This window comes from Chryseolinea sp. H1M3-3, assembly GCF_029360725.1.
Taxonomy (GTDB): domain Bacteria; phylum Bacteroidota; class Bacteroidia; order Cytophagales; family Cyclobacteriaceae; genus Chryseolinea.
The window spans coordinates 120,723-134,982 of record NZ_JARKMY010000001.1 but is presented as its reverse complement, the minus strand read 5'-3'; the positions used below and the strand labels follow the sequence as shown (position 1 = coordinate 134,982).

Below are 14,260 nucleotides of genomic sequence, written 5' to 3'. Positions count from 1 at the left end.
GTCAACGGTTTGACCGTGACCGGGCAAAAGTGTTCGAGCATGAAACAATTTAATTTAAGTTATGTATGAAAAGAATTGCGCCTGACACCTACTTTCGGGGTGTATCTATTATGAGAAAGCCCACGATTTTTGAGCTATCCAACGGCATCCGTGTGGTTCACCAGTATATCCCAACAACTAATATTGTCCATTGCGGCATTGTGCTTGGCATCGGCAGCCGAGATGAAACAGCTGAAACGCAAGGCATTGCCCACTTTTGGGAGCATATGGCTTTTAAGGGAACGAAAAAACGTACGTCACTTGATATTATTAAAAGTCTTGACTCCGTAGGGGGTGAATTGAATGCCTTTACAGATAAGGAAAAGATCGTGTTTTATGCCTCGGTGCGTGATCAGTATTTTGAACGAGCTGTAGACGTGCTCACGGATATAACTTTCCAATCCACCTTTCCTGAAAAAGAATTGGAGAAGGAGCGGGGGGTGATCCTGGAAGAAATGGCGATGTATTTTGATAATCCCGATGATGCATTGCAGGATGAGATGGAAGCTTTAATCTTTAAAGGACATTCCATTGGAATGAATATTCTGGGAAATGAAAACACAGTTAATTCTTTTAAGAAACGCGATTTTATTTCCTTTTTCAAAAACCACGCCGATAACAGAAAGATCGTTTTTACGTGTGTAGGAAATATTTCGCTAGACCACGTAGAACGTATTGCCAAAATATACCTGGAGAACAAACCCGTTTGGAAGTCGAATATCAAACGGAAAAAATTTAACTCGTACAAACAGCGCGAGGCCATTCTTCAACGCGGTGTTAAACAAACCCGCTGTGCATTTGGCCGCGATGCCTATCCGTTGATGAACGAGAACCGAATTCCTTTTTTTCTACTGAACAATATTCTTGGCGGACCAGGAATGAATTCACGACTTAGCTTATCAGTGCGTGAAAAATATGGCCTGGTGTATGCCATTGATGCGCAATACCTGGCGTATGCCGACACCGGTATGTTCGCCATTTACTTCGGCACTGAACCCAAGCAAGTGCGAAAGTGCCTCAACTTAGTTCGCAAAGAGTTAGACAGGCTTTGTCATTCGCCTTTAAGTTCACGTGAGCTTGCATCGGCAAAAGAACAACTTAAGGGACAGCTTGCCATGTCCGAAGAACATAACCAAGGATTGATGATTATGATGGGACGCGCCGTGATTGACCTTAACCGCGTGCCGCCACTGCAAGAAGTCTACGAAAAGATTAACGAAGTTGATGCTGCACAACTGCAGGCTATTGCATGTGAGATGTTTGATGAAGAAAAATTAAGTTCACTCATCATCGAGCCCAAACATCCCTAACATTTTTTTATTCTAGGTAGCGCCAGGAAATCCGATGAATCACATACGGATTTTCTGGCTGCACCGTTAAAGTCCAGACTAGACAAGTCAAGGTGATTTTCTATGGCAGTAGAGCCAACTTTTGAAAACGTTTTATTATTTGCTTACTTTCTTATTAAAGAAAATATAGCAAAGGGATTAAGCACGAATAATGGAAATTGTCAATGAAGAGATTCAACGGTATGCAGAACAGCATACATCTCCCGAGAGTGATTTATTAAAAAAAATAAATCGCGATACACATGCCAACGTGCTTAGGCCCCGCATGCTGTCCGGGCATCTTCAAGGGCGCGTCTTGTCTATGATCAGTCATATGATCCGGCCTAAACGCGTTTTGGAGATTGGCACCTACACGGGATACTCAGCATTGTGTCTGGCAGAAGGGCTTGCGCCGGATGGAAAGCTTATAACGATCGATATTAACGAAGAACTCGAACCAAAAGTACGAGCGCATTTTGCCTCTGTCCACGACAAAATCGATTATAAAATCGGCGATGCCCTTCAAATTATTCCAACATTGACCGATACGTTTGATCTTGTTTTTATTGATGCCGATAAAAGCAACTACACCAACTATTTTGATCTTGTCATTGATAAAGTCCGCCCAGGTGGTTTTATACTCGCCGACAATGTTTTATGGAGCGGAAAGGTGTTAAATAAAAATCCCGATTCAGATACGAAAGTGATTCTTGCCTTCAATGAAAAAATTCAACGCAACTCACAGGTAGAAAATGTAGTTCTTCCGATTAGGGATGGCATTATGATGATAAGAAAACTATCTTTGTAGAACTTTTTAAACTATGAGACTATTTTTTGTTCTTTTCTTAACAGCAGTAATCACTGTTCAAGCGCAGCCGCCGCAGGTTCCTCATAAGATGGAGTTCGCCGGAATGACGCTTACCATTCGCGATGATGCACGCCGGGAAATTCAAAAAGATGTAAATGCATTAACCCAATCTCCAAGGCATCATAATATTAAAGTTGAACGGGCGAAGACTTATTTCCCTATCATTGAAAAAGTCTTCGAAGAAGAACGTATACCGGATGACTTTAAATATTTAGTGCTTCAGGAAAGCGCGCTGATTGCAGACGCAGTTTCTGTTTCAAACGCTGTTGGCTTCTGGCAATTCAAAGATTACACCGCGGTGGAAATGGGTTTGCGTGTAGACAAAGAAATAGATGAACGCTTGAATATTGTCTCTTCGTCGCGTGCGGCAGCGCGTTATATCAAAAAGAATAATTTTTATTTTAATAACTGGATCTTTGCACTCCAGGCATATCAGATGGGTGCAGGTGGCGCTATGAAAAGTGTTCCGAAAAATCTCAGCGGAGCAAAAAACATGGAAATTACCAGTTCAACCTATTGGTATGTAAAAAAATACCTCGCACACAAAATTGCTTTTGAGGATGCTGTAAAAGGTGAGGGCCAGATCAAGGCCATAGCTTATCAAAACAAAAGCAAAAAGATGCTGGCAGAGATTGCCAAGGAAGTATCCATCAGTGAGGACGAATTAAAACAATACAATAAATGGGCAAAGGCCGGCCATATTCCTGATGATCGCACCTACACGGTTATTATTCCAAGAGTGGGCGATGGTCCTGAAATTAAACTTCCAGAAACTGTCGTAGCATCAACTCCGACTGAGCCAGTTGCAAAAGATCCTTTCGTTCGCCCTGATCGGACCAAAATAAATGGCATCAAAGTTATTAAAGCATTACCTGGAGAAACTGCTGTATCTATTGCAAGCCGGGCTGGTGTACCCATCTCTGATTTTTTGAACTGGAATGATATTCCACGAAGTGCAAGAATTGAAACGGATCAGTATTATCTTCTTGGAAAAAAACGGGCACGTGCCCAGGAAGCATATCATAAAGTAGAACCAGGTGAAAACTTATGGGCCGTGAGTCAGAAGTATGGTGTTCAACTTAAAAAACTCAGACGCTATAACCGGCTGAATAGCAATGAAGATATTCAACCTGGCACCACGTTATGGTTGGCAGCAAAGAAGCCGAGAAATTCAAATAGCGAAGCACCATCCCCAGCTGAAGTAATAGAGGTTGACAAAGAAGGTGCAACGTTTGCCTGGGGGGCCGAATCCAGTTCAGGTGAAACGAGCGTATCCTTGCAGCCAACAGTTTCCTCAAATGAGACTACAGTCCCTGTAATTACCCCCGCGTCGGTTGCCGAACCTGTCATGCAGGAGAATTCTGATGAAAAACCACTTGATTCCATTCAAACCTTACAACCGGTTAAAGCGGTGACTATGCTGCCTGATTCGGCATCACAAAAATCAGAAACAATAGTTATCGCGGAGTCAAAAAAGAAAGAACACGTTGTTCAAGCGAAGGAAACGCTATATGGAATAGCGCACACCTATAATATTGGCGTGATGGATCTCGTCCGGTGGAACAACCTTAATCTACAGGACGGCATACGGCCCGGTCAGGTGTTAAAGCTTTCTGAAAACAGTGCCGAGGGCGAAAATTTGGCATTTACTTCTACCCTTGAGCACGAAGTGAAAACAACTGACACGCTGTACAGCATTGCTCGTAAATATGGTGTCACCATCAAGGATTTGATGGAATGGAATAATAAAAAGGATTTCTCACTGGCCATTGGCGAAAAGCTGAAAATACAAGGCAAGTAGTCAGGTTTTTTATGGCCTTTTAAACTATTTATTACTTGAATGGGGGTAAATTTGTTTGCATTATAGAGGGATATTGCAAAAAAGGATATTTTTGTGCTTACCGTAACCAGAGAATTTCTTTTTATTAATGCATACAGATACTAAAACAATTGACTTAGTAATGCTTGTGGATGATAACGATACTGATAACTTTATCAGTAAACGTATCATCGAAATCACAAAGTTCGCGAAACGTGTAGAAGTAAAAGGTTCTGGAAAAGCTGCTCTGGATTACTTACGGGAAAATCAGGATAGTACAGAAAATCTCCCCAGCCTCATTTTCCTCGATATTAACATGCCCATAGTTGATGGATTCGTTTTCCTGTATGAATTCGAGAAATTTAATGAGAACGTTAGAAATAAATGTAAGGTCATTATTTTGTCAAGCTCTGACAACAAGCGCGACATTGATAAGATTGTCAACAACAATCACGTTATAAAATTTATTACAAAGCCTTTAACGGAAGTAGCTTTAGACGAAATTAAGCTAAACAATATCTAATTTTTCGTTGTTTTGTGGTTTAAATAAAAAAACCCTAACAACATGAAAGTCTTTACTTCCATTGGCTTATTATTTCTTGGACTTTCCCTCAACATTTCTCTCGTTCAAGCGCAAAATGTCAAGCCCGATACACTTTCCAACTGGAAAAAGAAATTGGTGTTTAACATAAATGTTAATCAAGCTGCCTTTTCGTCTAACTGGAAAGCTGGTGGAGTTAATTCCCTTGGCATTAACGGTATGTTCAACTACAAGGCTAACTACAGCAAGAATCGCGATAGCTGGGATAATGAAATTGACTTTTTGTACGGCTTTGTGAATAACGCAGGCCAAGGCTATAGAAAAACAGTTGACCGGATTTTTCTGGATACCAAATACGGCTATAAATTAAGTGATGATTGGGGATTGTTTGCCTCCCTTAACTTTCAAACGCAATTCGCCAAAGGTTACAAATACGATAAGGATGTAAACGGCGTGGAGCAGGCCACAATGATTTCAGATATTATGGCACCGGCCTTTGTAACGTTTGCACTAGGCGCGGAATATCATCCCGTTGAATATTTCAGAGTTAGAATTTCCCCTTTTGCACCTCGACTTACGATTGTAAATGATCCTGCAAGGTTTATTCCATCCGTTGATCCTGTATCTCCTTATGGCGTCGTGCCGCCCGACGAAACTCGGTTTGAATGGTTAGCATTTCAATTGTTGGCTGAGTTTGATAAAGACATCGCTACCAATCTGAACTTGAAATGGAGATACCTTATGTTCGCGAACTATGAGACGTTTGCCCTCAAAACGATCGATCATCGCTTAGAACTAATGTTTAATGCTAAAGTTAACCGGTTTATCACGGTAGGATTGGGAGGAATTCTGTTGTATGACTACGACCAGGATCCCGGCGCACAGATAAGCCAGGTGTTTAATCTTGGATTCGCATACTCTTTTCAAAACTACGAAGATCCTAAATAGATTGTAGCCCGTCCTGGAATGGTCTGATTTATCAGACCATTTTTGTTTTAAGGGATTCGCCTCATTGATATAGCCGCATAGCTCGCCTGTCTTTGTTGATTTCTCATGGAAAAAATTAGTTATTAGCCAACCGTTTCTAAATTGCATTAAAGCGTAGGCTATGACGAAAGAAAAGTTTATTGACGCCATTAAAAAATCATACAGTACTCCACTTCCTTCAATTTATTTAGGTGCCGGCGTTTTAGATGGTGAAATTATAGGGGAGGCGAAAGTAAACCTTCCATTGCGCATGATGAACAGGCATGGACTTGTTACTGGCGCAACGGGTTCGGGAAAAACAAGGACATTGCAACTTATCGCAGAACAACTGTCGGTGGCTGGAGTTCCGGTCTTTATGCCCGACATGAAAGGTGATTTATCCGGCATTGCAAAAGAAGGTGTCGCCAATGATAAAATAAAAGAAAGGGCGGATGCCCTGGGGATCGACTATACGCCCTCAGCCTTTCCAGTTGAACTTTATTCACTGAGTGGAAAGTTAGGCGCTCAAATGCGCGCTACGGTCACCGAATTTGGTCCCGCACTCCTGAGTAAAATCCTGGAATTAAATGATACCCAGGCAGGCGTACTTAATATTCTGTTTAAATATGCGGACGATAAAAATCTGCCGATCGTTGATTTTAACGACTTAAAAAAAGTTCTCAATTATCTAACGGAAGGCCCGGGCGCAGCGGAAATAAAAGGAGATTATGGTAAAATTTCTACAGCCACATCTTCAACCATCTTAAGAAAAATTGTTTCGCTTGAACAACAGGGTGTTGATCAGATTTTTGGAGAAACTTCTTTTGATATCGACGATTTTTTCGAAAAAGTGGATGGTCGTGGCGTCATCAGCATATTAAACGTCTCTGATATTCAAAACCAACCAGCGATTTTTTCAACGTTTATGCTGGCATTGCTGGCTGAGCTCTATCAACGCCTTCCTGAAGCTGGCGACCTTGATAAGCCGAAACTGGTTTTTTTCCTGGATGAAGCGCATCTGTTGTTCAAGGATGCTCCTAAAGCTTTCCTGGATCAAATTGATCAGGTCATTCGCTTAATCAGATCGAAAGGTGTAGGTGTGTTTTTTTGTACCCAGCTTACGCAGGATATCCCACCCGTTGTATTAGGGCAACTGGGTAACCGTGTGCATCACGTTATCCGGGCATTTACCCCAAACGATGTCAAGGCTTTGAAGGAGACCGTTAAGACTTTCCCTAGCTCGGAATTTTATTCTATGGAAAAGCAATTCACGCAGTTAGGCACAGGACAAGCGTTCATTACCGTCTTAAATGAAAAAGGAATTCCGACCGCCACCGTGGTAACACATCTGGCACCTCCTACATCCGTCATGGGACCGCTCAGCTCAAGTGAATATGAGGAGATATTAAAAAATTCTGACCTCTATCGGAAATACAAAGACACCGTTAACCCGCAAAGCGCCTTTGAATTGCTTGAAGAGCGGATGAAGGCACAGACAATAACACAAGAAGAAAAATCTGTCGTGAAAACCACATCAAGCCGAAAGGAGAAATCTACATTTGATCAGGTGTTATCATCCCCTGTAGCTAAGCAGGTAGGAAGAGAAATTGTACGAGGTGTTTTTGGCGTATTGTTTGGTAAGTCAATTAGATCAACAAGTAGGAAGAGAAGTCTATTTTAGCTGACTCAAATTCCTTTTGTAAATCACAATTACGTGCGCGTCCAGGGATGTTTTGATTACTCGCGATTCAATATTTCAATCTCGGTTGCCAGATCCGGACCATGCTTTGAATTCAATTCGTTTAACGTACATAATCGTCGCCGTTTGGACAGCTAACTGATCCCAAAAGTAGCTGAAAATGAGCTGTAATTCCCGTGTTTTCGGACACTTTCAATAGATTGACCAATGCAGTGTTTCAATGATCAAAGTCTCCCTTTTTTTTACAACGGACGTCATTAAGCTAATGAACAATTTCTACCTTAGCCTTCGATTTAAACCATAAATGGTTAAGAGAATACAATAATCCTCTCAGATTCTCCCACAACCTCCCGGGACACACTAAATATTTTGTATCTATGATCACTTGGTGGATGAGGAAGAGGATGACCCTAATCAGCGCGGTAATTCTAATGGGTTGCGCGTTTATTGTCAGAGCCCAAACCGCTGAGAAAATAGAAACTCTGGATGCACGTCAATGGGACTTTACCAATAGATTTCCGCTTAAAGGAAATTGGAGTTATATCGAAAACAAATTGGTGTCGCCGAAAGCGATGAACCCAAGGGATTTTAACACAATGACTTTCCCATCGCTCTGGAACGACTATCGCGCCGATGGTAAAGGGACGGGTTGCGCTACTTATGCGTTAAACGTTTTGTTGCCTGATACAGTCACCATGTTAGCACTTGAAATCCCTCAACTATACAGCAGTTACAACGTTTGGGTTGATGGTCAGCACATAATTTCTGCAGGTGTCCCCGCATGCGATAAAGAAAATAGCGAGCCAAGATGGGTTTATCAGACTGTATCGTTTAAAGCTAAAGGAGACACGCTCCGTATTATGCTGCAATTGGCAAATTTTCATCATCATAAAGGCGGCGGAAAAAACCCAATTTATCTCGGAACTGTCAATAGCATCAATTCACACTTTAATTGGTCAATCGGTAGCAACGCTGTAGAGGCATTTATTCTTTTCGCCGAAGGGATTTTCTTTTTATTTTTTTACAAACGGATTCAGAAACCTGTCGTATTATATTTTGCACTGATATGCATTACGTGGTCAATACGGTCTGTGTTTTCAAACATTTATCCGGTAGCGCTGATGTTCCCTCAATTCTCATGGGCATGGCTGGTGCGAATTGAATATATCACGCTATATCTTACCGTAATCTGGGCCGCCTTATTTTTTAGTGCACTTTTTAAAGAAACGAGCAATAGAATTTTCGTCTATCTTCCGATCGGGCTAAACATATTTTTCGTATTGTTCACGTTGCTAACGCCAGCTACAATCTATACACGGTGGGTATCGCTGTACCTTATCGTTGCAGTTCTTGTAATACTTTATGGTGTTATATTAATTGTTCGCGCACTCGTCAACGATGAGCAAGGGTCATGGTTTTTGATGATAAGTATTTGGGTAGGAGTATTAATATTTGGTTACGATATCGCAGCCTATCAGAGCTCGTTCCCTTACAATATCGTTTTGTTAAATATTGGATATGTGACAATTTTCATTTTGACCACTGTTGCATTGTTGTTTCACCTCGGTATTTTTAAAAGTAAAATCGCAGAGAACAGTGTGTTGACCATAAACGATCTGTATGGTAAGGGGAAGAAATTATAAAGTTCGCGTGATATCGACTCGTTGTTAGAAAGTCTGCAAAATCTCAAATTAAAAATCCGGATCAAGTCCTAGCCGGTCGCGCATTTTTTTCAAAACCGGATTCTTGTCAAGCAGGTACTCAAATTTATCACGGGGGGTATAGAGCAATTGTTTATCATCTATTTCTCTCAACTCACCTGAAACTGTAATGGTATTGTTTTTTAAGTTTTCTCTCAAGTAACCAATCAAGTCACTTTTAAAACCGTTAAGCATCGTTTCCTGTACCGTACTCAACAAGTGAACAATAACATGATTTCCCCGAATTTCAACGGGCTGAATAAGCATCTGATATTCTGCCTGCAAGTTCTTTCGTTGTACTGCAAAATCTTTCCATACCTGCATCAGTTGTTCCGTAGTAAAGGGTTCGTTTAATTCAGATCTGGTTTCTAAAACTTGAGTGGCTTGCTCATTGGTAGATTTTCTGTTTAAAAGATCATTAAGTTTTATGGTTGTCTTAGAAGACGACTTAATAACGGGCTTATCGCCATTTCTAATTTTGGAGATGGGTGGGGTCGTTGGGATGGACTCAACGGCAACAGAAGGCCCGTTTTCTTTTACATCTGGTACAGAACGAGAGGATACTTCTTCAGCGGCAAGGCGAGGCGAAGAAGGATTCACATCACTTTTTTTTTTAATGCTTCCGTTGGTAATCCCACATCCTGAAGTTGTAGCACAGCCCCGACGTTCGCCATCTTCATCAAGGCCAGTTCAACAGCTAGTCGTTGATTTTTACAGCTCTTGTAATTGATATCGCATTGGTTGGCCAGATTAAGCCAGGTGAGCAGGAGAGACGGTGGAGAAGATTGTGCCTGAACAGCGTATTTTTTCTTGACGCTTTCGGGAACTTCCATCAGATTGGTTGTACGTGCATCCTGCGATACAAGCAAATTGCGTAGATGTTCACTTAATCCTACAATAAAATTATGCCCATCGAATCCTTTCCGAAGAATCTCATCAAACAATACCAAAGGTTGAGAATGATTCTGACTCAGCAGCGCATCGATAATCTCGAAATAATAGTCATAGTCGAGAATATGTAGGTTGCTCAGGGTTGATTTAAATGAAACACCTTTTCCTGCGGCATATGTAACCATCAAATCGAAAATGGACAGGGCATCCCGCAATGCGCCATCTGCTTTCTGAGAAATCAGGTGAAGTGCTTCGTCTTCTGCCGGGATTCCTTCGTGTTCAGCAATTTTTTTTAAGTGCTTGCTGATATCACTGATTTGAATCCTGTTGAAATCAAAAATTTGACACCGCGAAAGAATCGTCGGAATTACTTTATGTTTTTCAGTTGTTGCAAGGATAAAGATTGCATACGACGGCGGCTCCTCCAACGTTTTCAAAAATGCATTGAAGGCTGCATTGGAAAGCATGTGAACTTCATCGATGATGTACACCTTAAATTTTCCGAACTGCGGTGGATAACGCACTTGTTCAATCAGATTACGGATATCCTCAACAGAGTTGTTAGAGGCTGCGTCCAATTCAAAGATATTGAGGGAATTTGTTTCAGACTTCTCTTCAAAACCATTGATAAGGCGCGCAACGATGCGGGCACAGGTTGTTTTACCTACGCCACGTGGGCCACAAAACAAAAGCGCCTGGGCAAGCTTATTATTATCGATGGCGTTTTTAAGTGTGGTGGTGATATGCTCCTGACCAACCACTTCATCAAACCCTGTAGGCCGATACTTACGCGCAGAGACAACAAAATTTTCCATCCGCTGCAAGATATGCGTTGAGGTTTAAAGTTTAAAGTTTGACGTTCAAGGTTTTTCATTTAAGAAGAGAAAAAAGCTCAGTCAGCAATTTGGTAAATGGCTTAATCCTTTGGAGCAGAGGGGATAAGCTTTCCGCTGTAAGGTTTTCCCTTTAAGAAACTTTTTTCCTCCTATATTTGTCTCCCTTTTGCAACCAAAGCTGATTGCTGAAAGCTTTTGGGGCCGACCGGTTTTGACAGGATGTGTGATTCCGTGTGTAAGCATGCAGGCTCATGGAATGAGAGCCTTGAAAGATAGTTCCAAACCATACTTGGCGAGTCTAACTACGCCATGGCTGCTTAATTTATCCGATAGGGTAAATTAGCCTCGTCCCGATAAGATCGGGAAAGCCATCATCGCTCAGCGCTGTCGTTTTGCAGGCGCTGGTTAGCGGTGTCGTTTTGCAGAACTGCTACGCGTGATGTTGCTAAGCGCGGATAAGATCAGTAACTAAGGAGAAGTTTAGGCTGTTGCCTGCCTTGTTTCTCTCTACAATTCAAAGTCAACTAAGCATGTAGAAAGCGCGTGATTATCTTCTCTGGACGAGAGTTCGATTCTCTCCGGCTCCACCTTCGCCCGCCGAAGCGATGCCTCATCGCGAAGGCGGGCTTTTTCATAGCCACACACCCTTATTTTAGAACGCTTGCATTTCAGCGGGCTACGGCGGACGCAGTCCACCCATTCAACCCGATATTGAGCGTACTGTTCAATACGGAAAAATCATCAGGATTTCCGGTTGCCCCTTTACACAAAAAACATATTTTTTTTACAGTTTCAACAAATGGAAATTTGGGTTGTATATATTTTGAATTGTGCAGATGGAAATACTTATACGGGTTGTACCAATAGTTTTGCGGATCGCCTAATAAAGCATCGTGCTGGCTGTGTGAAATCGACTAAATCACGCCTTCCGGTATCTGTACTTCTGGAAATTACTTTTTACGATAAATACAAAGCTTTCAATTTTGAAAAATATTTGAAGTCGGGATCTGGAAGAGCTTTTTCAAAACGACATTTTCAATGATTTGCAAATATGGCTGTTCATATTCTCCCCTGCTCTATTTACCAATTCAACATCGAACTGGGCGCATAATCCCCGAAGTCCTACTGCGTAATTCGGTTCGTGATTTCTGCCTACGTACATACGTATTTATTTGCCCAGTAACTTATTGACTAGTAATATAGACTTAAAGTCCAACTGGTAATCTGACCCTCGAAGGCGAATTGGATATGCGCTTCCACTATATTGCTTGCATTGTGTGCATCCAATTGGCATTTTCGGTATTATGGCCAGCAAATAATTATATAAACGATGGACAACTTAAATGACGAATCTTCAGGCAATTCAAATGCAAAATCTGAAAATATTTCAGGTCATAAAGAAGTATTTCATCAGCCAGACACTCATTTTAAACCAAAAAGGTGGAAGGATTACTTCCTTGAATTTCTAATGATATTTCTTGCTGTTACGTTGGGATTCATCGCCGAGAACTTTCGGGAGTATATCAATGACATAGCAAAGGAAAAACAATATATAGAAGGCTTTATCAGCAATTTAAAAGATGATATGGCTAATTTAAGTCATGTAATCGAAGCTGACCGGCAACAGGTAAAGGGACTAGACAGCATGCTAATGCTAGCTCACGCTGACATGGCTATTGATTCCATCCGCAAATCTTTTTACCATTATGTGATTACTTACTGTTATAACTCATCATCTTTTAGAAGTAACGACGCAACCCTTCAGCAGTTAAAAAGCACTGGCGATTACAGGTTGATCAGAAAAAATCATGTTGCTGACAGCCTTGCAAAATATGAACGTGATATCCATAGCATTTACAAACAAGGTGAGTATTATGAAGTTTACTTTAAGGAAATTTTATCTGGATTGGATGAGTTAACTGACATGACCATTCTTACAGATACAACCCTTTTGATCAAGGGCAACATGATGAATAAACCCCTTCCACAATTACGCGGGGAGGATGGAAAATTGACAACTTTTTTCAATAAAATAGTCATCTTTAAGATTATTACGAATGCGTATGTAAAGCGTTATTTAGAGCCACAATTGGAAAATTCAAAACGATTACTTGTGTTTCTAAAAGATAAGTATGATATCCACGACTAAAATGGTGTGCTTAATATTTTACTTTTAGTATGCAGTATGAAAGAAAGTGAAATTCCATTGCATTATTGTTCCTTCTACACTAATCAGCGGCAGCATGCTGTTTAATTTTGTAGTTTTACTTCAGTTTACGTTTGGTTATATACGACGCTAACATGCTTTGAGTTCCAGTCACTGCGCTTAGCCAAGCGTTAGATGCTTTCGTAAACCAAACACCATAACATAACGAGCTATAATTATGAAAAAAGTTCCGACCCTTTTCGAATGGGCAGGCGATATAAAAACTTTTGAAACTTTGTTCACGAAATTCTATGAGAAGGTTTTGAAAGATAATTTATTAGGAGAAGTTTTTAAAAATATGTCAGATGAACATATTACACATGTCTCCCATTTTGTAGCCGAAGTTTTTGGAGGAGACAAACTTTATACCACAGAAGACAAAGGCAGCCATTCCATAATGATCGGTAAACACATTGGCAAAATGCTAACAGAAGAGAAACGCCAACGTTGGGTACAGCTTTTACTTCAAACGGCAGACGAAGTAGGCTTAAAAAGTGATCCTGAATTTCGGTCTGCATTTGTGGGCTACATTGAATGGGGAACACGACTTGCTGTTATCAATTCTCAATTAACTGAAAATCCAATCGACACAAGCGAACCCATGCCTAAATGGGGTTGGGGAGAAACAGGCGGACCCTATAGCCCTGGCGAAAATTAAAGTAGGATGATTTTTTTACTGAACTGAATGGTGTGATGAAACAGTATATCAGAGCGTCGGCTGGCGCCGCATAAGCGATAACACTGGATTTTATTATGAGGCGTGCAACAGTTAATGACAGACCATTAGTAGTTGATATTTTAAAAAAGTCATTTAATGACAACAAGAGTGTCAACGACGTTGTAAAACAGGACCGAAAGCGTAAACATCGAATCAGAAGATTGATGGAATATTCGTTTGATTTGTGTAATGCCTTTGGAGAAGTCTGGATGTCCGAGGATCTTCAAGCGTGTGCCTTAATACTTTTTGAAGATAAGAAACGAACCTCTTTAAGAACAATTCTTTGGGATTTAAAACTTGCATTTTCCGTAATCGGACTTAACAGGGTCAGTGCTGTCCTTAAGCGCGAGTCTATGATTAAAAATCACCATCCGAAAAATCCGTTTGCTTATCTGTGGTTCATAGGTGTGAGTCCCTCGAATCAAAATAAAGGTATTGGCAGCTCATTCATTCAGGAAGTTATACAAGAATGTGACCGTAAAAATCGCCCAATCTACCTTGAGACGTCGACCAAAAAAAATATCCCGTTTTATCAGAAATTCGGATTTGAGATTTTTCAATCTCTCAATTTGAATTATACGTTGTATCAACTGCGGAAGGTTAAGGCTTAACTAATTCCGGACCACGTGCAAATAGCCACACCGATGCT

The 14,260-nt window shown here is 40.9% G+C and carries 12 protein-coding genes and 1 other RNA gene; 11 read left to right on the top strand and 2 right to left on the bottom strand.

Annotated elements, in window-relative coordinates; all coding sequences use genetic code 11:
- Nucleotides 1-65: 65 nt before the first annotated feature.
- From P2W71_RS00505 to P2W71_RS00475, 7 genes are all read left to right on the top strand, one after another.
- A complete protein-coding gene (locus tag P2W71_RS00505; RefSeq protein WP_276365593.1) occupies nucleotides 66-1,349 on the top strand; it encodes a pitrilysin family protein in 1,284 nt (427 codons plus the stop codon).
- A gap of 190 nt (nucleotides 1,350-1,539) precedes the next feature.
- Nucleotides 1,540-2,175, top strand: a complete 636-nt coding sequence (locus tag P2W71_RS00500) for an O-methyltransferase (protein WP_276365591.1) — start codon at nucleotides 1,540-1,542, stop codon at nucleotides 2,173-2,175.
- 13 nt (nucleotides 2,176-2,188) lie between these two features.
- On the top strand, nucleotides 2,189-4,036 hold the full coding sequence (locus P2W71_RS00495) for a LysM peptidoglycan-binding domain-containing protein (RefSeq protein ID WP_276365588.1): 1,848 nt from the start codon (nucleotides 2,189-2,191) through the stop codon (nucleotides 4,034-4,036).
- 127 nt (nucleotides 4,037-4,163) lie between these two features.
- Entirely contained in the window at nucleotides 4,164-4,577 is a 414-nt protein-coding gene (locus P2W71_RS00490; RefSeq protein WP_276365585.1) for a response regulator, read from the top strand.
- 42 nt (nucleotides 4,578-4,619) lie between these two features.
- Nucleotides 4,620-5,543, top strand: coding sequence for a DUF3078 domain-containing protein (locus P2W71_RS00485; protein WP_276365583.1), 924 nt, complete (start codon nucleotides 4,620-4,622; stop codon nucleotides 5,541-5,543).
- Nucleotides 5,544-5,703: 160 nt separating this feature from the next.
- Nucleotides 5,704-7,242 carry a helicase HerA-like domain-containing protein gene (locus P2W71_RS00480; protein ID WP_276365580.1) on the top strand — a complete coding sequence of 513 codons (1,539 nt, stop codon included), beginning with the start codon at nucleotides 5,704-5,706 and terminating at the stop codon, nucleotides 7,240-7,242.
- A 395-nt stretch (nucleotides 7,243-7,637) separates the two neighbouring features.
- The gene (locus P2W71_RS00475) at nucleotides 7,638-8,903 is read left to right on the top strand and encodes a 7TM-DISM domain-containing protein (RefSeq protein ID WP_276365578.1); all 1,266 of its coding nucleotides are present in this window, start codon (nucleotides 7,638-7,640) and stop codon (nucleotides 8,901-8,903) included.
- A 48-nt stretch (nucleotides 8,904-8,951) separates the two neighbouring features.
- On the opposite strand, the gene P2W71_RS00470 is transcribed toward P2W71_RS00475, so the two are convergent.
- Nucleotides 8,952-9,560 (bottom strand): hypothetical protein, encoded by a 609-nt coding sequence (locus P2W71_RS00470; protein ID WP_276365576.1) that lies wholly within the window; start codon nucleotides 9,558-9,560, stop codon nucleotides 8,952-8,954.
- Nucleotides 9,557-10,666 carry a DNA polymerase III subunit gamma/tau gene (gene dnaX / locus P2W71_RS00465; protein WP_276365574.1) on the bottom strand — a complete coding sequence of 370 codons (1,110 nt, stop codon included), beginning with the start codon at nucleotides 10,664-10,666 and terminating at the stop codon, nucleotides 9,557-9,559. Before dnaX ends, P2W71_RS00470 begins: the two co-directional genes overlap by 4 nt.
- A gap of 218 nt (nucleotides 10,667-10,884) precedes the next feature.
- Here dnaX and ssrA point away from each other — a divergent pair.
- The 4 genes from ssrA to P2W71_RS00445 all read left to right on the top strand — a co-directional run bounded on the left by ssrA (nucleotide 10,885) and on the right by P2W71_RS00445 (nucleotide 14,222).
- Nucleotides 10,885-11,277, top strand: a transfer-messenger RNA (tmRNA) gene (ssrA, locus tag P2W71_RS00460).
- Between the two features lie 740 nt (nucleotides 11,278-12,017).
- The gene (locus P2W71_RS00455) at nucleotides 12,018-12,836 is read left to right on the top strand and encodes a hypothetical protein (protein WP_276365571.1); all 819 of its coding nucleotides are present in this window, start codon (nucleotides 12,018-12,020) and stop codon (nucleotides 12,834-12,836) included.
- Between the two features lie 235 nt (nucleotides 12,837-13,071).
- Nucleotides 13,072-13,551 carry a group II truncated hemoglobin gene (locus P2W71_RS00450; RefSeq protein WP_276365569.1) on the top strand — a complete coding sequence of 160 codons (480 nt, stop codon included), beginning with the start codon at nucleotides 13,072-13,074 and terminating at the stop codon, nucleotides 13,549-13,551.
- A 95-nt stretch (nucleotides 13,552-13,646) separates the two neighbouring features.
- The gene (locus P2W71_RS00445; RefSeq protein ID WP_276365566.1) at nucleotides 13,647-14,222 is read left to right on the top strand and encodes a GNAT family N-acetyltransferase; all 576 of its coding nucleotides are present in this window, start codon (nucleotides 13,647-13,649) and stop codon (nucleotides 14,220-14,222) included.
- Nucleotides 14,223-14,260 lie beyond the last annotated feature (38 nt).

Coding starts and splice junctions, on each gene's coding strand:
- P2W71_RS00505 (WP_276365593.1), top strand. CDS start 66: ATGAAAAGAATTGCGCCTGACACCTACTTTCGGGGTGTATCTATTATG.
- P2W71_RS00500 (WP_276365591.1), top strand. CDS start 1,540: ATGGAAATTGTCAATGAAGAGATTCAACGGTATGCAGAACAGCATACA.
- P2W71_RS00495 (WP_276365588.1), top strand. CDS start 2,189: ATGAGACTATTTTTTGTTCTTTTCTTAACAGCAGTAATCACTGTTCAA.
- P2W71_RS00490 (WP_276365585.1), top strand. CDS start 4,164: ATGCATACAGATACTAAAACAATTGACTTAGTAATGCTTGTGGATGAT.
- P2W71_RS00485 (WP_276365583.1), top strand. CDS start 4,620: ATGAAAGTCTTTACTTCCATTGGCTTATTATTTCTTGGACTTTCCCTC.
- P2W71_RS00480 (WP_276365580.1), top strand. CDS start 5,704: ATGACGAAAGAAAAGTTTATTGACGCCATTAAAAAATCATACAGTACT.
- P2W71_RS00475 (WP_276365578.1), top strand. CDS start 7,638: ATGATCACTTGGTGGATGAGGAAGAGGATGACCCTAATCAGCGCGGTA.
- dnaX (WP_276365574.1), bottom strand. CDS start 10,666: ATGGAAAATTTTGTTGTCTCTGCGCGTAAGTATCGGCCTACAGGGTTT.
- P2W71_RS00455 (WP_276365571.1), top strand. CDS start 12,018: ATGGACAACTTAAATGACGAATCTTCAGGCAATTCAAATGCAAAATCT.
- P2W71_RS00450 (WP_276365569.1), top strand. CDS start 13,072: ATGAAAAAAGTTCCGACCCTTTTCGAATGGGCAGGCGATATAAAAACT.
- P2W71_RS00445 (WP_276365566.1), top strand. CDS start 13,647: ATGAGGCGTGCAACAGTTAATGACAGACCATTAGTAGTTGATATTTTA.